The organism is Actinoalloteichus sp. AHMU CJ021 (assembly GCF_002895405.1).
GTDB classification, from domain to species: Bacteria; Actinomycetota; Actinomycetes; order Mycobacteriales; family Pseudonocardiaceae; genus Actinoalloteichus_B; species Actinoalloteichus_B caeruleus.
Genome location: NZ_CP025990.1, coordinates 4,000,522 through 4,024,256, shown reverse-complemented (window position 1 = coordinate 4,024,256; position 23,735 = coordinate 4,000,522). Strand labels below are relative to the sequence as shown.

Here is a 23,735-nt window from a genome sequence, read left to right as displayed (position 1 = left end):
CTCACTCTCCTCGTGACGGGTCGTTCGTGCGGTGGCACCGGTCGATCTCGGCCGCCAGGATGGGACCGATCTCGGCCAGGGAGTCCGGACGCATCAGTCCGGTGTGCGGAGCGGCGACCGGGAAGACGCGGAGTTCTCCCTCCACGAAGGACTTCCAGGCCGTGGCGTTGGCCGACGGGCCCTCCGCGTCCGACGCGGTGATGACCAGCGCGTCGCACGCCACCACCTCGTGTCGAGCCTCGACGCCGAGCCGGCTGTGGTGCAGGGTGTTCTCCACCAGCGCCCGCACCTCGCTCTCGTCGAGGCCGGCGAGCGCCGTGTTGTGCTCCCGCAACGCGGTCACCACGTTCTCGTGGGTCAGCGGGCCGCCGGGATGCTCGATGTCGAACAGTTCGAGCATCCCCCGGTACATCAGGTCCAGGTGCTCCTCGGAGACCACCCGGTCCGGCTTCCCCGTGTCGGCTGGATCGGGCGGGTAGGCGTCCAACAGGACGAGGAGCGCGGTGCCCTCACCGCGCCTGGCCAGCTCGCTCGCCATGATCTGCGCGAGCTGCCCGCCGAAGGACCAGCCCAGCACGTGGTACGGGCCGTGCGGCTGCACCTCGCGGATCCGGTCCACGTACTCCCTGGCGAGTTCCTCGGCCGACTCGTGACGACGACCGGTCATCCCTGGTGCCTGGAGTCCGTAGACCGGGATGGCGGAGTCGAGGTGGGGGAGCAGCGCCGCGTAGGGCCAGCTCATACCCGACGCCGGGTGCACGCAGAACAACGGCGGTCGGTCACCGGTGGGCCGCAACGGCAGGAGCACGTCCATCGCTTCCCGCTTGTCGCCCACCCCCAGCCGGTGCGCCAGCGCGGCCACGGACGGCGCCTCGAACACCGCGCGCACCGGAAGCTCCCGTCCGAGCACCGCCCGCACCCGGTTGACGAGCCGCGTGGCCAGCAGCGAGTGCCCACCCAGTTCGAAGAAGCCACGGTCGACCGGCACCACCGGCACACCGAGCACCTCGGCGAACAGCGAGCTGAGCACCTCCTCGTGCGGGGTCGAGGGAGGCCTGCCCACCGTCGCCGTCACCTCGGGAGCCGGCAGCGACGAACGGTCGACCTTGCCGTTGGGCGTCGTGGGCAGCGCCGGCAGGAGCACCACGGCGGACGGGACGAGGTAGTCGGGCAGCCGCTCGGCGAGCCACCCACGCAGGGCGGACGGCGTCGCATCCAGGTGGGTCACCACGTAGGCGACCAACCGCCGGTCGCCCCGGTCGTCAGTGCGGACGACCACGACCGCCCGTTCCACCGCCGGGTGCGCCGTGAGGACGGTCTCGACCTCGGCCGGTTCAACGCGGAACCCACGGAGTTTGACCTGCTCGTCGACACGCCCGAGGAACTCCAGGGCACCACCGGCGTTTCGTCGGACCAGATCACCCGTGCGGTACATGCGGCCGCCGGGCGGGCCGAACGGGTCGGCCACGAACCGTTCGGCGGTCAGTCCCGGGCGACCCAAATACCCCCGCGCCACCTGGGGACCGCTGAGGTAGAGCTCACCGGCCACCCGGGACGGGACCGGGCTCAGCCGGTCGTCCAGGACGCGGGCACCGGTGCCCGCCAACGGCGCCCCGATCGGCGGCGCCGCCTCCACCGGTTCCTCCACGAGAGCGGAGGTGGCCCAGATCGTGGCCTCGGTCGGGCCGTAGACGTTCGTCAGCGACGAGGCCCGGCCAGCCAGGTCACCCGCCAGCCCGGCGGGTAACGCCTCCCCGCCAGCCAGGACACGCACCTCGGTCAGGTCCGCCGTACCGTCGATGAGCAGCTCGGACAACAGGGTGGGAGTCGCCTGCACGACCGTGACACCGCCCTGGGCGATCAGCCGCCCGACAGCGGCGGGGTCGCCAGCCTCGACGTCGGGGACCATCACCACCCGCGCGCCGTTGGCCAGGGGGAGGAACAGTTCCAGGGCGGAGATGTCGAACCCGACCGTGGTGACCGCCAGCACCCGGTCCGCCGGCGACAACCGGGCGACACCGTCCATCGCGGTGAGGAAGGTGTCCAGGGCGCCCCGCGTGACCTGGACGCCCTTCGGTTGGCCCGTCGACCCGGAGGTGTGGATCACGTAGGCCAGGGTGTCGGTGTGCACCTCGACCGCCGGGCGGGTCTCGGGCATCCGGTCGAGATCCGCCGCCCGCAGCTCCGCCTCGTCCAACGTCACCACGGGCCGTGCGCCACGGAGTACCTGTTCCAGCCGGAGCGCTGGTTGACGTGGATCCAGCGGCAGGTACGCGGCGCCAACCTTCAGCACCGCCAGCAGGGCCACCACCAGGTCCACCGAGCGTGGTAGCAGCACGGCGACCAGGGACTCGGGTGCGGCGCCGCGAATCCGCAACCAGTGCGCGAGCCGGTTCGCCGCACGGTCGAGCTGGTGATAGGACAGGTGTTGGTCGCCGCACACCACGGCACGCGCCCGTGGTGCGCGACGTACCTGGTCCTCCAAACGGGCGAGCAGCCCCACCGGTGGCACCACCTGCGGGAGGGGTGACACCGGGTCCGTCGCGTCCGCCACAAGGTCCACGATGCGCGCACGACTCAACCTGGCATCGGGATCGGTGAGCACGGCGCGCAACAGCCTGTCCCACTGCCCCACCAACTCCCGCACCGTGTCGCGGTCGAAGAGGTCCGTGGCGTACTCGACGAGCACCGCGATGCCCCCGGGATTCCCTGACGCGTCGTGCGACTCCGAGAGGTGGACCGAGAGGTCGACCCGGGAACCGCCCGTGCCCACGGGATGCGCGCTGACATCGACCCCGGCCAGGGTGACGTTGGACGCGGGGGTGTTCTGCAGGGCGAGCATGACCTGGAACAGCGGGTGGTGGGCGGGGGAGCGGACGGGATTGAGCGCCTCGACGAGGTACTCGAACGGCAGGTCCTGGTGGGCGTAGGCCTCCAGGCCGCGCGTGCGTACCTGGTCGACCAGTTCGGTGAACGTCGGATCCCCGCTGGTGTCCGTTCGCAACACCAGGGTGTTCACGAAGAACCCGACGAGCTCGTCGAGCGCCTCGTCCGTGCGGCCGGCTACCGGGCTGCCGATCGGGATGTCGTGACCCGCCCCGAGCTTGCTGAGCAACGCGGACAGCGCGGCCTGCATCACCATGAAGACCGTGGCCCCCGAGGCGCGGGCCAACGCCACCACACCGGCGTGGACGTCGGAGCCGAAGGTCGACTCGAAGGTCGCTCCCCGATACGACGCGACGGCGGGCCTGGGCCGGTCCGTGGGCAGGTCGAGCAGCGCGGGCAGGCCGGCCAGCCGGTCCGTCCAGTACCGCAGCTGTCCGCTCACCAGACTGCCGGGATCGGACTCCTCACCCAGGAGGTCCCGTTGCCACAGCGCGTAGTCCGCGTACTGCACCGGGAGGGGGCGCCAGGCGGGGGGCGACCCGGCGCGCCGCGCACCATAGGCCGTGCCCAGGTCGGCAACCAACCTGCCCGTCGACCAGCCGTCGCCGGCGATGTGGTGGGTCACCAACAGCAGGACGTGGTCCTCGGCGCCCAGGCGGAACAGCCGGGCACGGAGGGGAACCTGGTGTTCGAGTTCGAAGCCCCTGTCGACCTCCTCCGCGATCGCCGCCGCCAGTTCCTCCTCGGTCGCCGTGCGGAACTCCCAGTCGGTCGCGGTCGCAGCCGGGTCGAGGATCAACTGCCTCGCCCCGTCCTCGGTGTCGGGGAACACCGTGCGCAGCGACTCGTGCCGGACCAGGAGGTCCCGGACCGCGGCGTGGAGGGCGTCGGCGTCGAGCTCACCGTGGAAGCGGAGGGCGATCGGCACCGCGTAGGTCCCGGACGGCCCCTCGAGCTTGTGCAGGAACCACAGCCGGCGTTGGGCGAACGACAGCGGCACCGAGTCCGGGCGTTCCGCCGGCACCAGCGGCGGGCGGGTCACCCGGGTAGCGTCGAGCGCGCGAGCCAGGCCCGCGGGTGTGGGAGCGTCGAACAACAGACGGATGGGCAGCTCCACGCCGAGAGTGGACCGAACCCGGCTGATCAGCCTGGTCGCCAGCAGCGAGTGCCCGCCCATCGCGAAGAAGTCGTCATCGACACCGACCACGGGAACGGCGAGTACCTCGGCGAACAGGCCGCACAGCACCTCCTGGTCCGGTGTGCGGAATCCACCCCGACGCCCACCGCTCGCCGCGACCGAGGGAGCGGGAAGCGCCGCGAGATCGAGCTTGCCGTTGGCCGTCAGCGGGATCTCCCGGAGGGGGACCAGCGCGGCTGGCACGCTGGGCGCGGGTAGGCGCTGCTCGAGGGCGGCCTGAGCCGAGGCCAGCACGGTGGGTACTCGGCGTCCCGCCGCCGGGTCGTTGACCAGCGGAGCCCCGTCGCTGGCCGGGCGGAGGAGACCGGTGACGGCCGTGGCGTCGAGGGAGGTGGGGGACAGCACGACGTCGAACAGGTTCGGGCCGGCGGCCGACCAGGTGGGTAGGACGAGGAACCCGAGCTCGCCGCCTCGGCCGACCAGGTCCTCGGGGTCCACGGCGGTGGTGGTGCCGGTTCCGAACTCCTCGGCCAGACGGGCGTTGGGGATGCCACTGATGCGCAACGGTCCGTCCAGGGCGGTCGGTAGGTCCTGCACGCTCCGCACCTGCCCGCCCCACCGCAGCTCCGGAGCACCGGTCAGGTCGAGGGTCCGCACCGGTTCCTTGTGCAGGACGACCTCGTAGCGGTGACGGGTGAGTTCGTTGTGGTGCGTGCCCCGCTTCAACCGGATGTCCAGACCTCCGACCCTGTCGGTGAAGTCAGCGAAGTAGGCCGGCGAGACCAGCAGTTCCTTCTCCAGGAGCTGGGCGCGGTCCAACTCGCCGGCGACAGGCGGCCGACCGGTGCGGTGCCGGAACACCGCCCCGGCCAGTTCCCCGTACGTGTCCAGGTTGCGGACGTCTCCCACGATGACCCTGCCCCCGGGGGCGAGGAGGTCGAGCAGCCCGTCGAGCACCCTGGTCAGGTAGGCCCCGCTCGGGAAGTACTGCACCACCGAGTTCAGGACGACCGTGTCGAAGAACCCGTGCGGCAGTCCGTCGAACTCGTCGGCGGCCTGCCGGCGCAGCACCACGCGGTCGCCGAGACCAGCGGCCTCGACGTGCGCGCGCAGCCGGTCCACGACGGGAGCGGACAGGTCGGTGCCCCAGTACGCCTCGCAGCCACCGGCCAACTGGGAGAGCAGCAGCCCGGTCCCCACACCTACTTCCAACACCCGGCGGGGGTGCTCCTGCCGGATTCGTTCGACGGCCGAGGCCCGCCACTCCCGCATCTCGGCGAGCGGGATGGGCCGGCCGGAGTAGGAACTGGTCCAGCCGACGAAGTCCTCCCCGAACGTTCCCGCGTCGGAGCCCGAGGAGACGGAGTCGTGCACCGTTCGCCACTCGGCGATCTGCTCGACCTCGGCGTCCGCCCCTTCGGGCGCACCCCGTTCCTGATCCCTGGAGGTGTCGATGACCAGGTATCCGACCAGGTTGCGCTCTCCGGTGATGTCCTCCCGGGCGACGACCACCGCTCGGGAGACGTGGGGGTGCGCGGTCAGCACGGCTTCCGCCTCGCCGGGCTCGACCCGGTGCCCTCGAATCTTGACCTGCGCGTCGGTCCTGCCCAGGAAGTCCAGTTCGCCGTCCGGGTTCCATCGGACGAGGTCTCCGGTCCGGTAGACCCTGGACCCGTCCGGGCCCGCGACGAAGCGGGAGGCCGTCAGCGCCGGTCTGCCCAGGTATCCCCGGGAGACCTGCGCTCCCCCGACGTACAACTCACCGGGGACTCCGGGGGGCACCGGCCGCAGCCGATCGTCCAGCACGATCAGGGTGGTGCCATCCACGGGCCCACCGATCGGCACGATGTTCCCCCGCGCCGCTCCGGTCGCGTCGGCGGAGGCGACCTGGACCGTCGTCTCCGTCGGGCCGTAGAAGTTGACGACGCGACAGTTCCAGGCCGTGCTGGTCGCCTTCGCCACCGCCGCCGGTAGCGGCTCCCCGCCCGAGTGGAGTCGGGTCAGGCTGTGCCCTTCGGTCGGGGCGGGTAGCGCGGCCAGCAGCGAGGGGACGAACTGCGCGACGGTCACCCTGTGTCGCACCATCAGTGCCACGAGGCGCCGCGGGTCGTGCACGTCCTCGTCCGTGGCGACGCACACGGCGGCTCCCGAGACCAGGGGCAGCCACATCTCCCAGACGGAGGCGTCGAACGCGGGTGACGTGCGCTGCAGGACCACGTCACCGGGTCCGACCGGATGCGCCCTCCGGAGCCAGTCGAGTTGCGCGGCCAGGTTGCGGTGTTCGACGACGACGCCCTTGGGTGTCCCCGTCGACCCCGACGTGGTGATCACATATGCCGCCTGGTCGGCGCGGATCTCCTGGCGGTGCCGCTCACCCCCGCCCTCTGCCCACGTGATGTCGTCGAGGTCGATGACCAGCCACGGCGCGTCCCCCGCCGTGGGAGGATCCTGGCCGACCAGGGCCACCACACCCGCGTCGACCATCGTCTCCCTCCGCCGCTCCTCGGGGTCGGACGGATTCAACGGCAGGTAGGCGGCACCCGTGCGGAGGACGGCCAGCAGCGTGACCAGCAGCTCCGCCGAGCGGGGCAGCAGGACCGCGACCACCCTTTCCGGGCCGGCGCCGTGGCCGGCCAGCACCCGGGCCAGCCGCGAAGCCCGCGCGTCCAGCTCGCCGTAGCTCATCCCGACCCCGTCGCCGACCACGGCGGTCGCCTCCGGGGTCCGACACGCCTGGTCGGCGAGGAGGTCCGTGACCAGCGGGGGACTGGGCGACAGCGGAGCGCCCTCGCCCAGTGCCACCACCGCACGGTGCTCGTCGGGGGTCAGGATCTCCACCGCCCCGATCGGAAGCCCGGGATCGGTCACCACCGCCCGCAACACCCGCTCCCACCGACGCACCAGCAGCTGGACGGTCTCCGTCTCGAACAGGTCGGTGGCGAACTCCACCACCCCGCCGAGACCGCGCGGTACCCCCGCATCGTCGTGGCCTTCGGTCAGGGAGAACAGCAGGTCGTACCTGGCGGTTCCAGTGGCCGCCAGGTGCGGGCGCACGTCGAGGTCCGGCAACCCGAAACGGGCGGCGGGTGCGTTCTGCAGGGTGAGGGCGACCTGGAACAGCGGGTGGTGCGCCGTCGTCCGCCGCGGGTTGAGAACCTCCACCAGGTGCTCGAAGGGCACGTCCTGGTGCGCGTAGGCGGCCAGCGCCGTCTCCCGGACACGGTCGAGCAGCATGGCGAAGGTGGGGTCGCCGCTGGTGTCGGTGCGCAGCACCAGCGTGTTGACGAAGAACCCGACGAGGTCGTCCAGCGCCTCGTCGGTGCGTCCGGCGATACCGCTGCCCAGCGGGATGTCGTGACCGGCGCCGAGCCGGGTGAACAGCGTCGCCAACGCCGCTTGGAGGACCATGAACACCGTCGCCCCGGCCCGCTGGGCGAGCGCGGCCAGTCCTCGGTGCAGCTCGGCGTCGAGGACGAATGCCAGGTGGTCGCCCCGGTAGGAGGCGGTGGCCGGTCGCGGACGGTCGGTGGGCAGGTCCAGCTGGTCGGGTATCCCAGCCAACTGGGCCGTCCAGTACGCGACCTGCTCGGCGAACCGGCTTGACGGGTCGTCCTCGTCCCCGAGCAGCTCCCGCTGCCACAACGTGTAGTCGGAGTACTGCACGGGAAGTGGGTCCCAGTCCGGGGACCGCCCCTGCCGCCGGGCCGAGTAGGCCGCGACGACGTCGGCGGACAGCGGCCCCAGGGACCAACCGTCTCCGGCGATGTGGTGCAGCAGCACCAACAGGACCGCCTCGTCCGGTCCCAGCAGGTAGAGGGCCGCGCGGAGCGGTGGTTCGCAGGCGAGGTCGAACGGTACACGCGCGGCCTCGGTCAGGACACGGTCCAGGTCGGTCTCCTCCACCTCCTGGACCCGCCACGGGATGTTCGTCGAACTGGTCGGGAGGACGTGCTGCCTCGCTTCGCCGTCGGCCTCCGGGAAGACCGTGCGCAGCGTCTCGTGCCGTGCGGCGAGGTCCTCGATCGCGGCTCGCAGCGCCTCCGGGTCCAGCGGCCCGCTCAGGCGCAGCGCCATCGGCATCGTGTAGGTGGGGGAAGGCCCTTCGAGCCGGTAGAGGAACCACAACCTGCGCTGCGCGAATGACAGCGGTACGACCTCCCCCCGGTCGAGGGGGCGGAGCGGTGGCCGGGCGGGTGCACCGTCGTCGACGTGTTCCGCCAGCGCGGCGGGGGTGCCGCGTTCGAAGATCCGGCGGATCGGCACCTCCCGTCCGGTGACCGCGCGGACACGGCTGACGAGTCGGGTCGCCAGCAGGGAATGGCCACCCAACGCGAAGAAGTCGTCATCCACACCTACTCGGGGGATGTCGAGCACCTCGGCGAACAGGCGGCACAACACACGCTCGGCCTCGGTGCTGGGCTCTCGCCCGGTGGCCAGCAGACCGAAGTCGGGCCGGGGTAGGGCCAGCCGGTCGAGCTTCCCGTTCGTGGTCAACGGAAGCTCGTCGAGCACCACGAAGGCGGCGGGCACCATGTAGTCGGGTAGCCAGGACCGCAACCTGGTGCGCAGGACGTCGTTGAGCTCCTTGAGCCGGCGGGTACGCGCGGGGCTGTTGGTGTGCGTCGTGATCGGTTCGGCCGTGGTCGCCCCGGCCCCGGCCAGGGCGTACAGGGCGACGGGTTCCGGACCACCGAGGGGCAGGAAGGCCACGTCGAGGCTGTCCAGCCGCTCGGCCGACCAGGTCGTCACCGCACGCATCCCTCGGTCCGCCGCCATCTGGTGCAGGTCCTCTGGGTCGACCCCGGTGTTCCGTACCCGCGTTGCTCGAGCGGCGCGCCGGACACCGGAACCCGACCTCAGTTCCCGCAGCGCGTCGAGCTCACCGAGGACTCGGCGGTTGGGCGCTCCCAGGACGACCACGCCGTGCTGGTGCGTGTCCAGGACGGCGGTGAGGTCGGTGACGGCCTCCCACTCCAGACGGGGAAGGTCCTCGACCTCGGTCACCGGCCCCGTGCTCAACAGGACCTCGTAGCGGTAGCGGGACAGTTCGTTGTCGAACCGGCCGCGCTTCAGGCGGATGTCGACCCCGGTGATCCTGGGCGAGGTCCGAGCGAACTCGGTGAAGAAGCCAGGAGCCACGAGGAGTTCCTCCTCCGCCGCCACCCGCCGCTCCACCGCGGCCCGCACCTCGCCCGCGGTGGCGTCCTCCGCCGCCTCGTGGAGTGCCACCCCGGTCTGGAGGGCACGCAGCAGCCGGAGATCCCGGACGTCACCGAGGAGGACGGACCCGCCCGGGGCCAGCAGACCGAGAGCGGTGTTGAGGACATCGACCAGGTACTGGGCGTGCGGGAAGTACTGCGCCACCGAGTTGATCACCACGACGTCGAAGTACGCCGGGGGGAGGCCCGTGCCGTCGGTGGCGTCCCGGACGAGGAGTCGCACCACGTCGGCCAGATCCGGGTCGCCAGCCACCCGGCGCTGGAGGTCCGCCACGGCCGATGCGGAGAAGTCGGTGCCCCAGTAGCTCTCGCACGCGGAGGCGAGTTGGGAGAGCAGCAGGCCGTTCCCGACACCGATCTCCAGGACGCGCCTGGGCGCCAGCGAGCGCACCCGGTCGACCGCGGCCGCCCGCCAGGCCAGCATGTCCTCGACCGCCAGGGGCGTTCCGTCGTAACTGCTGCGCCAGACGGCGAAGCCTTCCCAGAAGGCGCCGTCGGCGATCTGGTCCCGGTAGAGCGCGTCGTAGAGCTGCTGCCAGGACTGGACCTGGCGGCCCTCCTCCACCTCGTCACGCCCGGCCGACCACTCGTGGTCCGGTACGACGTAGCCGACGAGCTTGTGGTCGTCGCCGTGCGCGCGAACCAGGGCGGTCGCCTCCCGGACCCCGGGCTGGCTGGTCAGGGCCGCCTCGATCTCACCGAGCTCGACCCGGAACCCACGGACCTTGACCTGGTCATCGGCGCGTCCGACGAACTCCAGGCCCCCGCCGGGCAGCCAGCGAACGAGATCGCTGGTGCGGTACATCCTGGCACCCGGCCCGGAGAACGGGTCGGCCACGAACCGTTCGGCCGTGAGCCCGCGCCGCCCCAGGTACCCCCGGCCCAGGCCGGCACCGGCGATGTACAACTCACCGACCACCCCTGGGGGAACCAGCCGCAACGCGGGGTCGAGGACGTACATGCGCACGCCGGGGATCTGGGTACCGACCTGGGGTGGACGGTCGAAGCTCGCCACGGGCCCCAGGGTGCTCCACACGGTGGTCTCGGTGGGCCCGTAGAGGTTCACGACCTCCCGACCCACCTCGCGCATGCGGCGGGCGAGATCCGCGGACAACGCCTCCCCGCCCACCAACAGCCGGACACCCCGGAGCCCGTCGGGTGCGTTGGCGAGCATCGTGCGGTAGAGCGAGGGGGTCGCCTGGAAGGTGGTGGCCCCGCTGTCGGCCAGCAACTCCGACAGGGCGACCGGGTTCCTGGCCGCGTCGGTCGTGGCGATGACGACGCACGCGCCATGCATGAGCGGGAGGTGGACGTCGACGGCGACGATGTCGAAAGCGACCGTCGCCGCGGCCACGACCCGGTCCCGTGCCCCGAGGCGGAAACGTTCCCCGAACCCGGTGAGGAAGTTCGCGAAACCGCCGTAGGTGATCAGCACACCCTTGGGTTTCCCGGTCGATCCGGAGGTGTAGATGATGTACACGGCGTGCCTGGCGTCGATCGCGGCCGCTCGGTCCTGACCGGACAGGTTGGTCGCCGGCCGCGCGGCGAGTTCCCGCTCCGTCTCCTCCGCACCCAGCACGACGGGCTGGGTGCCCCGTGCGGAGGAGGGCAGACCACGGAGCCCCTCCTCCGTGGTCACGACGACGACCGGGCTGGCGTCCTCGACGAGGAACGAGAGCCGGTCGACCGGGTGGCTGAGGTCCAGCGGGAGATAGGTGCCGCCCGCCTTCATCACCGCCAGCATCGCGGCGACCATGTCGGCCGATCGTGGCAGGGCGAGAGCGACGACGTCGTCCGCTCCAACCCCCCGCGCCACCAGCAGGCGTGCGAGGCGATTGGCCCGCTCGTTCAGGTACCGGTAGGTCGTCGTACGCCCCTCGGCGATGACCGCGACGGCGTTCGGCGTCCTGGCCGCCTGGCGTTCGACGTGTTCGTGCGGCCAGGGCTCGTGCCCGGCCACCGGGTCGGTGTGGGGGTTGCGGCCCAGGACCAGTCCATCGCGTTCGTCGAGGCTCAGGAACTCCACGGCACCGACACGCGTGGACGGGGCGTCGGCGACGACCCGCAGGAACCGGCTGTACCACTCGCCGATCCGTCGCACCGTGTCGGCGTCGAACAGGTCAGCCGCGTACTCGAGGAGGACGACCAACCCTTCCTGGTCGGGCGTGCCCTTCCCGGTGACGCTCCCGTCCATGACCGTCACGAACAGGTCGAACTTGGAGGTGCGGGCCTCCAACCCGTACAGGGACGCGTCCAGGTCGCCGAGCCGCATGACCGGCGCCTCCACGTTCTGGAGCGCGAACATCACCTGGAACAGGGCGTTCCCGCCCAGCGAACGGGTCGGGTTCAGCGCCTCGACCAGGTACTCGAACGGCAGGTCCTGGTGCGCGTAGGCATCGAGGTCGGCCGTGCGCACCCTACCAAGCAACTCGCTGAACGTCGGGTCCCCCGACGTGTCGACCCGTAGGACGAGGGTGTTCACGAAGAATCCGACGAGGTCGTCCACGGCGTCGTCCGTGCGTCCGGCGAGCGGGGTCCCCAACGGGATGTCCGTGCCCGCTCCCAGCCGGGTGAGCAGGGCGGAGAAGGCCGCGTGGAGCACCATGAACAGCGTGCTCTGGTGATCGGCCGCGACCGTCCGGAGCGCCTGGTGGACCTCGGCGTCGAGCGGCACGGTGACCGCTCCACCCCGGTAGCTGGCCGTGGCCGGACGCGGCCGGTCGACGGGCAGGTCCAGCTGGGCGGGCGCCCCGTCGAGGGTCTCCCTCCAGTACCGCAACTGCCGGGCGGCCAGGCTGCCCTCATCGGTGACCTCACCCAGCAGGGTCCGCTGCCACAGCGCGTAGTCCGCGTACTGCGCGGGTAGCGGGGCCCACCCCGGCGCGGCTCCCCGACGCCGGGCGCGGTAGGCGGTGTCGAGGTCCCGCAGCAGCGGGGCGAGGGACGAGCCGTCCCCGGCGATGTGGTGCATCACCACGACCAGTACGTGCTCGAATGCCCTCTCCTCGCCGGAGGGCCCGACCGTGAACAGCCACGCGCGTAGTGGGGGCTCACTGACCAGGTCGAACGGGTGTCCGAGGACTTCGTGGACGGCGTCGTTCAACTCCTCCCCGCGCACCTCCACGGCGGTGAGCGGGATCTGGGCCTCCTCGGCGGTCAGGATCCGCTGGTAGGGCTCCCCGTCCCGGTCGGGGAACACGGTGCGAAGGCTCTCATGCCGACCGATGACGTCGGCCCACGCGCGCGACAGGGCCTCCCGGTCGACTTCCCCCCGAAGGGTGAGCGCCAACGGACTGTTGTAAGTCGAGGAGGGTCCCTCGAGCTTGGTCAGGAACCACAGCCTGCGTTGGGCGAAGGACAAGGGCACCGGGTCGGGGCGTTCGGTGGCGAGCAACCTCGGCCGCGCCGCCCCACCCGCGAGCAGGTGACGGGCCAGCGCCGCGGGGGTGGGCGAGGCGAACAGCGCCCGGATCGGCAGTTCGACACCGGTGACCGAACGAACGCGACTCGCCAGCCGGGTGGCCAGCAGCGAATGTCCCCCCAGGGCGAAGAAGTCGTCGTCCACCCCCACCCCGTCGACACCGAGCACCTCACCGAAGAGCCCGCTGAGCACTTCCTCCTGAGGCGTGGACGGTGGGCGTCGAGCGCCGCCCCCAGCGACCCGGACGGGTGCGGGCAGGGCCGACTGGTCGAGCTTTCCCGTCGGACCGAGCGGGAGGCTGTCGAGGACGACCACGTCGGCGGGCACCAGGTGGTCGGGAACCCGCTCCGCGGCGAGTCGTCGCAGTTCGTCGGGGTTCACCGCGCCGGTCACGTAGGCGACCAGCCTCGGATCCGCCGGCCGGTCCCGCCGCACCACCACCGCCGCCCGAAGTACACCGGGCAGCCCCGCCAGCAGGGTCTCGGTCTCGGCGGGTTCCACGCGGAAACCCCGGATCTTGACCTGGTCGTCGGCCCGCCCCACGAACCGCAGGCCGCCTCCGGGGAGGCGGCGAGCCAGGTCACCGGTGCGGTACATCCGAGATCCGGGAGGCCCGGCGGGTTCCGGCACGAACCGTTGACCGGTCAGCCCAGGGCGCCCCAGATAGCCACGGGCGACGCCGTCGCCCGCCAGGTACAGCTCACCGGTGACGCCGGGAGGGACAGCACGCAACCGGTGGTCGAGCACGTGGGCGCGCATGTTGGCGATCGGCGTTCCGATCGGTACGGGCCAGCCGCCGTCGGGCTCACCGGTGGTCGCGCACACCGTCGTCTCGGTGGGCCCGTAGGCGTTGTGGACGCGCCGACCCCTCGACCACCGGGCGACCAGGTCGGCGGAGGCGGTCTCGCCACCCATCACCAGCGTCATCCCCGGGGGGACCACGTCGACGGGGACGGTCTCCACCGTGGAGACGGGCAGCTGGACGTGGCTGATCCGTTGGGCGGTGAGCACCTCCGCCAGTTCCTCGCCCGCGACCTGGTCGGCGTCTGGTAGCACGAGGGTCGCGCCGGCTGCCAACGCCGTGCACACGTCTCCGAAAGCGACGTCGAACCCGGGCGACACCGCCTGCAGCAGGCGACTGCCCACCCCCACTCCGAACCGTTCGGCCTGCGTCCTGGCCAGGGACGCGAGCCCCCCACCCGTCACCACCACCCCCTTGGGGGCGCCGGTGGAGCCGGAGGTGTAGATCACGTAGGCGGCGTTCGCCGCCACGGCCGTCGCCGGGGGCGGACCATCCGGGCACCGGCGGCGTTCCTCCGCGACCTGGTCGTCGTCGAGCAGGACAACGCGGGGGTCATCCGCCAGGTCCCCCGCCGAGGCCGCGTCGGAGAGCACCAGCGCGGGACGGGCGTCCTCGAGCACGTACCTGATGCGTGGCGACGGGTGCCTTGGGTCGAGAGGAAGGTGGGCCGCTCCCGCCCTGAGCAAGGCCAAGGTCACGACCACCGACTCCACCGACCTGGGGAGCAGCACACCGACCACGGTCTCCGGGCCAACACCCCGCCCGACCAACCACCGGGCGAGGCGGTTGGCGTCCCGTTCCAGCTCCCCGTAGGACAGGGTCGTCGCACCCCGCACCAGCGCCGGCGCTGACGGGTCGCGCTCGGCCCGCTCAGCCACCATGTCCGACACCGTGCCCCGCCGGTCATCGGTGGTCTCGTTGACGGCACGGATCTCGGCCAGCTCGGCCTGGTCGAGCAGCACCGGATCAGCGATCGACAGGTCGGGGTCGGTGAGCAGCGCGTCGAGCAGTCGCCGCCACCGGGTCAGCACACCACGCACCCCGGCCTCGTCGAACAGGTCGGTGGCGAACTCCACCGACCCGGTCAGCCCGGCCGGTCGTCCCGCGTCGTCCGTCGTCTCGGCCAGGTTGATGGCGAGGTCCACCCGCGCGGTCGCCGTGGAGAGCGGTGCCGCCGTGATGTTCACCCCAGGCAACTCGGCGCTCGTCACCGGCAGGTTCTGCAGCGCCAACGTCACCTGGAACACGGGGTGGTGCGCCATGGACCGCACCGGGTTGAGCACCTCGACGAGCTGCTCGAAGGGCACGTCCTGGTGCTCGAACGCCTCCACCGCGCGGGCCCGGACCTGGCCGACCAGCTCCCGGAACGACGGGTCGCCGGAGGTGTCGGTGCGCAGCACGAGGGTGTTGACGAAGAACCCGACCAGCTCGCGCAGTGCGTCGTCGGTGCGGCCAGCGATCGGCGCGCCGAGGACGATGTCCGTCCCCGCACCGAGGCGGGTGAGCAGGGCGGCCATGCTGGCCTGCAACACCATGAACACCGTGGCCCCGGACTCCCGTGCCAGCGTGGCGAGCCCGTGGTGCAGCGCGGCGTCGAGGGCGAACGACAGCGTCGCGCCCTGGTGCGTCGCCGTCGCCGGACGGGGCCGGTCGGTCGGGAGTTCCAGCACGGCCGGGGCCCCGGCGAGCCGGTCGACCCAGTACCGGACCTGTTCGGAGTAGACGCTCCCCGGGTCGTCCTCGTCGCCGAGGAGTTCCCGTTGCCACAGCGTGTAGTCCGCGTACTGCACTGGCAGGGCCGGGAGTTCGGGTGCCCGGCCCCGCAGTCTGGCCTGGTACGCGGTGAGCAGGTCCCCGGTGAGCGGACCAAGCGACCAGCCGTCGGCGGCGATGTGGTGCACCAGCAGGAGCAGCAGGTGCTCGTCCTCGCCGACCTCGAAGAGGGTGGCGCGGATCGGGATCTCGTCGGCGAGGTCGAAGTGATGCCGCCCCGCCTCCTCCGCCGCCGCCACCAGTTCGGTCGGCTCCACCCGTCGGGTGGCCCAGGACGGGATGGTCCCCGGGGGGAGGATGCGTTGCCGTGGTTCCCCGTCGACCTCCGGGAACACCGTGCGCAGCGCCTCGTGGCGGTCGACCACGTCGCACAGCGCGGCGCGCAGTGCGTCCGGGGCGATGTGGCCGGAGAGCCGCAGGGCGAGCGGCATGTTGTAGCCGGCAGAGGGCCCTTCCAACCGGTCGAGGAACCACAGCCTGCGCTGTGCGTAGGACAGGGGGATCACTGGGCCTCCTCCGGCCTCGGGCGGGGCCGGAGCGCCGGCCTACGACGGGGCGGATCCGCGAGCCGCGCGGCCATGCCCGCGGCGGTCGGGGCCGAGAACAGTGCCTGAATGGCCAGCTCTCGGCCCAGTACGGTCCGAATCCTGCTGATCAGGGTCGTGGCCAACAACGAGTGGCCACCCAGGACGAAGAAGTCGTCGTCGACGCCGACCACGTCGAGCCCCAGCACCTCTGACATCAGACCGCAGAGCACCTTCTCCTCCTCGGTCTCCGGCGGTCGGCCACCCGTGGCGGTCGTGCTCCTCGGCGCGGGCAGTCGCCCTCTGTCGACCTTCCCGTTGGGCGTCAACGGGATCGTCGGGAGCATCTGGACCGAGGCCGGGATCAGGTGTTCGGGTAGCCGGTCGGCCAGGTAACCGCGTAGCTCACCGGCGACCCGAGCGATCCGCCGCGCCCTGGCGGGGTCGTTGACCAGGGGTACGTCGAGGGCGGGAACGTGCACCCCCGTGTAGGCGGAAGCCTCGCCGGGGAGCAGGACGACGTCGAAGTGGTCCGGGCGCGTCGTGTTCCACGTGAGCAGCGGTGTCAGCCCCGACCGTTCGGCCCGGACGGCCACCAGTTCCGGGTCCATCGCGGACCGCGAGGTCTGGCCGGACTCCCCGAGCAGCCGCACGTTGGGCATGCCTGTGATCCGCAGCGGGCCCCCGTGCGCACGTGGGAGGTCAGCCAGGTCGGTCACGTCCCGCCCCCACACCACCTCGGGGGCCGCAGCCAGGTCCACGGCGTCCACCGGCTGACCGTGCAGCACCACCTCGTACCGGTGCCTGGTCAGTTCGTTGTGGTGCGCACCGCGTTTGAGACGGATGTCCACCGCGGCGCGGTCCGCGAACCGGGCGAAGAACTCCGGCGCGATCACCAACTCCTTCTCGCCCATCACCGCCTGCTCCACCGCCACCGGGACCTCCGGTGCCGACGCGGGTAGCCCGGTCCTCGTGGTGTGGATCGCGGTGCGCAGGGCACGCAGCGTGGCGAGGTTCCGCACGTCGCCCACGACGATCCGTCCACCGGGTGCCAGCAACTCGAAGGCGCCGTCGAGCACGTGACGGAGGTAGTCCTCGTCGGGGAAGTACTGGACCACCGAGTTCAGGACGATGGTGTCGAAGAACCCGGTGGGAAGCCCCTCGGTGTCGTCCGCTGCCTGGCACCGCAACACCACCCGGTCGTCGAGCCCGGCGTCGGCGACTCGCTCCGACAACCGGTGCACCGCGGGAGCGGAGAAGTCGGTGCCCCAGTACTCCTCGCAGTGCGGGGCCACCTCGGCCAGGACCAGGCCGGAACCGACCCCGATCTCCAGGACCCGGCGGGGCCGCAGCCCGAGGATCCGGTCCACGGCGGCGGACCGCCACTCCCGCATCTGGTCCAGCGGAATGGTCTTACCCGTGTAGGAGTCGTCCCAGCCCGCGAAGTCCTCGCCGAGGGCGGGGTCGCCCTGCGCGGAGTAGACGGAGTCGTAGGTCTCCCGCCACTCCTCGACCGCGTCGCCGAGTCGCCCGCTTTCCAGGTCCACCGCGTCGGCTGGCGTGACGTACCCGGCCAGTCTCGGATCTCCCGGGCGGTCCTCGCGGATCACGACGACGGCCTGCCCCACGTGCGGGTGGGTGCGCAGGGCGGCCTCGACCTCGCCCGGTTCGACCCGGAACCCGCGGAGCTTGACCTGGTCGTCGGCTCGCCCCAGGAACTCCAGCTCCCCGGCCGAGGTCCACCGCACCACGTCGCCCGTGCGGTACATGCGGCCACCGGCCCCCCCGAAGGGGTGGGCCACGAATCGGCTGGCGGTCAATCCGGGGCGGTGCAGGTAACCTCGTGCCAGCAGATCGCCGGCCACGTACAGCTCACCAGGAACACCCGGGGGGACCAGGCGCAGCCGCTCGTCGAGGACGTGGACGGAGTTCCCCGCGAACGGGGAACCGATGGGTGCCGTCCTACCGCCCAGCGGGCCGCTCACGGTGGCGCAGACCGTCGTCTCCGTCGGTCCGTAGGCGTTGACCAGCAGGCGTCCCAGTGCCCACCGCTGGGCCAGATCGGTCGGCAGCGCCTCACCCGCCACGACGATCACCGCCAGGTCCGGCATGGCCCCTTCGGGAACCGTCGCCAACACCGACGGTGGAACCGTCAGGTGCGTGATCCGGTTCGAGGTGAGGACACGGGACAGCTCCTCGCCGCTGAGCTGTTCGTCGCGGGCCACGACCAGTGTCGCACCGGAAGCCAGCGCCATGACCAGCTCCCACACCGAGGCGTCGAAGCTGGGTGAGGCGAACTGGAGCACGCGGTGGCCGGGCCCGACCCCCAGCCCGTCGCGGTGCGCCGTGACCAGGCTGGCGAAGCCGCGGTGCGAGACCACGACGCCCTTCGGGGTTCCCGACGACCCCGAGGTGTAGATGACGTAGGCCGCGTCATCAGGGTGAGGGGAGTGCCCGGGTGCCGAATCCGGCCAGGCCGCCACCTCCTCCTCGGAGGGCAGGTGGTCGAGGACGAGCACCGGACGGGCGTCGGCGACCATGAACGCCAACCGGTCCTCCGGGTAGGCCGGGTCCATCGGGAGGAACGCCGCTCCCGCCTTGACCACCGCGACGGCCGCCACCACCGATTCCCAGGACCGGGGGAGCCGCAGGCCCACGAGGTCACCCCGCCGCACACCGCGCTCCCGCAACCATCGAGCCACCCGATTGGTCCGCGCGTCCAGCTCGCGGTAGGACAGCACTCTCGACCCGCCGCTCGAGATCGCGACGGCATCGGGGGTCCGCTCGACGTGAACGCCGATCAGATCGGTGAGCACGACGGGTTCCACGCCCAGTTCGGGGCGGTTCCACTCCGTCAACAGTCTCGTCCGGTCCCCCGAACTGGTCAGCTCCACCTCGCTGACCGGGATGTCCGGGTCGGCCAGGACCCCTGTGAGCAGACGACTCCACCGGTCCACCAGGGCGACGATGGTGGCCTCGTCGTACAGGTCGGTCGCGTACTCCACGAACCCCTCGATCCCCGACCCGCCAGTGCCGTCGACACCTGGTCGTTCGGTCAACGAGACGAACAGGTCGAACCGGGAGGTCCCGGTCTCCGCCGTCTCCGCCGTCAACCTGAGCCCGGTGAAACCCACATCCGACGCGGGGGCGTTCTGCAACACCACCGCCACCTGGAACAACGGGTGGTGGGCTGGGGAGCGCTCCGGGTTCAGCACCTCCACGACGTGTTCGAACGGCACATCCTGGTGTGCGAACGCGCCCAGGCTCCGTTCCCGTACCCGGCCGACCAGTTCGCGGAAGGAAGGGTCACCGGACAGGTCCGCGCGGAGCACCAGCGTGTTGACGAAGAACCCGACCGCGTCGTCCAGCGCCACGTCCGACCGGCCGGCGACACCACTGCCCAGTGGGATATCGGTGCCCGCGCCAGACCGGGACAACAGTGCGGCGAGACTCGCCTGCACCACCATGAACAGCGTCGCGCCACACCGCTCCGCCAGCGAGCCCAACGCCCGGTGGTGGTCAACGTCGAACTCGAAGTACCGGCGGGATCCTCGGAACGAGGCGGTGGCCGGACGAGGCCGGTCGGGGGGCAGGGTGGTGAGATCAGGCAAATCCGCCAGTTCGGAACGCCAGTAGTCGATCTGCTTCGAGTAGAGGCTGTCCGGGCTCCCCGGGTCCCCCAGCAGCTCCCGCTGCCAGAGCGTGTAGTCCACGTACTGCACCGCCAGTGGCGTCCAGGACGGGGCGCGACCGGCACGACGCGCCGTGTAGGCGTCGGCCAGGTTCTCGGTCATCGGCGCCATCGACCAGCCGTCACCCGCGATGTGGTGGACTACCAGGACCAGTACGTGTTCGTCCTCGGCCAACCTGAACAGCGCCGCGCGCACCGGCGGCTCGGTGGCCAGGTCGACGCACCGCTCCGCTTCCCGTGAGACCACCTCGGCGAGCTCGCCCTCCGACACGTCCCGCTCCGTCCAGTGCGGACGGGTCGTTCCCGCCGGGAGCACCAGTTGGTGCGGGGCCCCATCAACCTCGGGGAAGACCGTGCGAAGCGCCTCGTGCCGATCGATGACGTCACCGAGAGCTGAGCGCAGGGCGTGCCGGTCCAGCTCACCCGACAACCGGAGCGCCATCGGCATGTTGTAGGCCGGTGAACCGCCGTCCATCCTGTGCACGAACCAGAGTCGCTGTTGCGCGAAGGACAGGGGTACGACGTCCGGACGAGCAACTGGGCGCAGCGGCGGGCGTGCCGCCCCCGCCGAGCCCAACCGCCCGGCGAGGCCCCGCACCGTGGGCGCTTCGAACAGCGCCCGGACGGGGAGTTCCACGCCCAGGACCGCGCGGACCCGGCTCACCAGGCGGGTCGCCAACAGCGAGTGCCCGCCCAACGCGAAGAAGTCGTCGGTCACCGCGACGGCACTCGCCCCGAGGACCTCGGCGAACAGGTCGCACAGGACCGCCTCGACCGGGGAGCAGGTCCCGCCGTCACCGGCTGTCCTCGGCTCTGAGGGGACCGGCAGCTTCCGGCGGTCGACCTTGCCGTTGGCGGTCAAGGGGACCGCGTCGATCAGCAGGACCGTCGAGGGCACCATGACGTCGGGGAGGCGCCGGGCGAGGAAGTCCCGGAGCTCCCCGCCCAGCCGGCCCCGGTCGGACCGCGCCGAGGGGTCGTTCGCCAGCGGTGCGCCCGTGCTCTTGGCCGCTCGGTGGAGGCCGACCGTCGCGGCGGCCGCGTTCCCGCGGTGCAACACGGCATCGAACGACTCCGGGTCCGCCGACCAGGTGGTGAGGACGGTGATCCCGTGCCGCTCGCCCCAGGTGGCGATCTCCTCCGGATCCACACCGGCCCGCACCCGCTCGCCTCGTTCGGTGACCAGGCGCGCGTTCGGGATCCCGGTGACCCGGACCGGGATCGCCACCGTGCCCAACGCGGGCACGGCGCCCACGTCCTCCCAGGCCAGCTCAGGTACCCCAGCCAACCGCAGCACGTCCTCCGGCTGCTTGTGCAGCACCACCTCGTACCGGTGCCTGGTCAGCTCGTTGTGGTGTCCGCCCCGCTTGAGCCGCACCTCAACCGCCATGTCCGCCCCGTCGAAGCGGTGGAAGAAGGCCGGTGCGAGCATCAGTTCCCGGTCAGCGGACACCGCGCGGTCCAGCGCGGCGCTGTCCGCCCGTACGCCGGCTCGGCGCAGGTGCACCGCCGAGTGCAGTGCTCGGGCCGTGTCCAGGTTCCGCACGTCACCCAGCACGACCCTCCCGCCCGGTGCCAGCAGCCGGATGGCCCGCTCGACCACCCTGACCAGGTAGGTGGCATCGGGGAAGTACTGCGCGACCGAGTTGAGCACGATGGTGTCGAAGTGGTCGGTGGGCAGGCCGTCCACCACGTCGGCGGCCTGGTGGCGGAGGACGACCCGGTCGTGGAGACCGGCCGAGGTGACCTCGGCGGTGAGGCGTTCGATGACGGCGCCGGAGAAGTCGGTGCCCCAGTACTCGTCGCAGTCGGGGGCGAGGCGGGAGAGCAGGAGACCCGTGCCGACGCCGACCTCCAGGATGCGGCGTGGGTGGTGGGATCGGATGAGGGAGACGATCGCGTCGCGCCATTCCCGCATCTCCGGTAGGGGGATCGGCGCCCCGGAGTAGGAGCTGTCCCACCCGGTGAAGTCCTCCCCGAACGCGCCCTCGGCCGGTCGGGAGTAGATCGAGTCGTAGGTCTGACGCCACTCCTCCACCAGCTCCGCGTCGGAGCCCTCCGCCGCGGCCTCCGCCGGGACCACGTACCCGACGAGGCGGTCGCCGAACACGCCCACCACGGCCTGGTCCACCCGCGGGTGCAGGCGTAGCGCCGCTTCGACCTCGCCCGGCTCGACCCGGTGGCCGCGCAGCTTGACCTGGTCGTCGGCGCGACCGAGGAATTCCAGTTCGCCCGCCGTGTTCCACCGCACGACGTCGCCGGTCCGGTACATCCGGGAACCGGCCGGCCCGAAGGGGTTGGCCACGAAACGGCCGGCCGTGACGCCGGCCCGCGCGAGGTAACCGAGTGCCAACGGATCGCCCGCCACGTAGAGCTCCGCGGCGTCGCCCGGGGCGACAGGACGCAGCCGGTCGTCCAACACGTACGCCCTGGTGTTGGGCATCGGGGAACCGATGGGCGCCGACCCTCCGGTCAACGGGCGGCTCATCGTCGCGCAGACCGTCGTCTCCGTGGGGCCGTAGGCGTTGATCAGTCGGCGACCCGGCGCCCACAGCCGGACCAGGTCCGAGGGCATCGCCTCACCAGCGACGACCACGGTGCGCAGTTCCGGCAAGTCCGCGGGGGAGAGCGTCGCCAGGACCGAGGGCGGCAGGGTGGCGTGGCTGACGCGCCCCTCCACCAGAGCGGTGGTCAGGGAGTCGCCGACCAGCGTCCCCTCCCCGGCCACGACCAACGTCGCGCCAGTGCCCAGCGCCATGACCAGCTCCCACACCGAGGCGTCGAAGCTGGGGGAGGCGAACTGCAGCACCCGCCCCCCGGGCCCGATGTCCAGCTCCTCGCGGTGTGCGAGCGCGAGGCCGGAGAGCCCGAGGTGGGAGACCACCACGCCCTTGGGAGCACCCGACGAGCCCGACGTGTAGATGACGTAGGCGGCGCCGGCCGGATCCACCACGACCTCCGGTCGACTGGCCGGCAGGTGGGACCGGTCACGGGCCAGGACCGCCTCGTCGACGACGAGCACCGGCCGCGCGTCGGCGACCATGAGGTCCAACCGGTCCCGCGGGTAGGTGGGGTCCAACGGCAGGAACGCGGCCCCCGACCTGGACACCGCGAGCACGGCCACCACCAGGTCGACGGAGCGCGGCAGCCGCAGCCCGACCACCGAGCCGGCGCCCACGCCCTGCTCACCCAGCCATCGCGCCAACCGGTTGGCGCGGGCGTCCAATTCCGCGTAGGTGAGGTGGACCTCCGCCGAGGCAACGGCGATCGCCGAGCCGTCGCGGTCGACGTGCTCTCCGATCAACTCTCCCAACGGGAGGTGGCGGACATCCCGACCGGAGTCGTTCCACTCCAGCAGGACTCGACCGCGTTCGACGTCACCGACGAGGTCCAGCCGCTGGACCGGCACGTCGAGATCACCGGTGACCTGCTCGAGGACCCGCGTCCACCGTGCGAGGAACCCCGTGATGGTCGTCCGGTCGAACAGATCGGTGGCGTACTCGACGAAGCCCGTGAGGTTCCCGCCGTCAGCCGAGTCCTCCGTGAGGGAGACCAGCAGGTCGAAGCGGGCCGTTCCCGTGCTCGTCGACAACGGGCTCACGGTCGCGCCGGGCACGGTCAGGTTCGCCTCCGGCGTGTTCTGGAGCACCATCGCGACCTGGAACATCGGGTGGTACGCCGGCGAACGGTCCGGGTTCAGTACCTCCACCAGGTGGTCGAACGGGACGTCCTGGTGCGCGAAGGCACCCAGGCTCCGCTCCCGTACCCGGCGCACCAGTTCGCGGAAGGAAGGGTCACCTGACACGTCCGCTCGCAGTACCACGGTGTTGACGAAGAACCCGACCAGATCCTCCAGTGCCTCGTCCGTGCGGCCGGCGACCCCGCTGCCCAGCGGGATGTCCGTTCCGGCGCCCCAACGGGACAGCAGGGCGGCCAGACTCGCCTGGAGGACCATGAACACGGTCGCGCCGGTCTGGCGGGCGACGTCCGCGACCCGCCCGCTGATCTCGGTGCCGAGGTCGAACTCGACGGTGTCGCCGAGGAACGACGCCACCGCGGGGCGGGGCCGGTCGGTGGGCAGGCTGACGACCCCGCCCAGTCCCGCCAGCTGGTCCCGCCAGTAGTCGACCTGGCGGGAGAACAGGCTGCCCGGGTCGTCCACCTCACCGAGGAGGTCCCGCTGCCACAGCGTGTAGTCGGCGTACTGCACCGGGAGCGGCGACCACGCGGGCGCGGTGTCGGAGCGGCGTGCCGTGTAGGCGGCGACCAGATCACGGACCA

The 23,735-nt window shown here is 71.7% G+C and carries 2 protein-coding genes (1 of these 2 running past the window's edge); both read right to left on the bottom strand.

Annotated elements, in window-relative coordinates:
- Window position 1 precedes the first annotated feature (1 nt).
- Window positions 2-15,745: a non-ribosomal peptide synthetase gene (locus tag C1701_RS17205; RefSeq protein ID WP_103056251.1), complete on the bottom strand. Its 15,744-nt coding sequence runs from the start codon at window positions 15,743-15,745 to the stop codon at window positions 2-4.
- On the bottom strand, window positions 15,742-23,735 hold the final stretch of the coding sequence (locus C1701_RS17200) for a non-ribosomal peptide synthetase (protein ID WP_103056250.1). 19,567 nt of this gene lie beyond the right edge of the window; the window shows 7,994 of its 27,561 coding nt (coding positions 19,568-27,561); its start codon lies beyond the right edge, outside the window; it ends in the stop codon at window positions 15,742-15,744. Before C1701_RS17200 ends, C1701_RS17205 begins: the two co-directional genes overlap by 4 nt.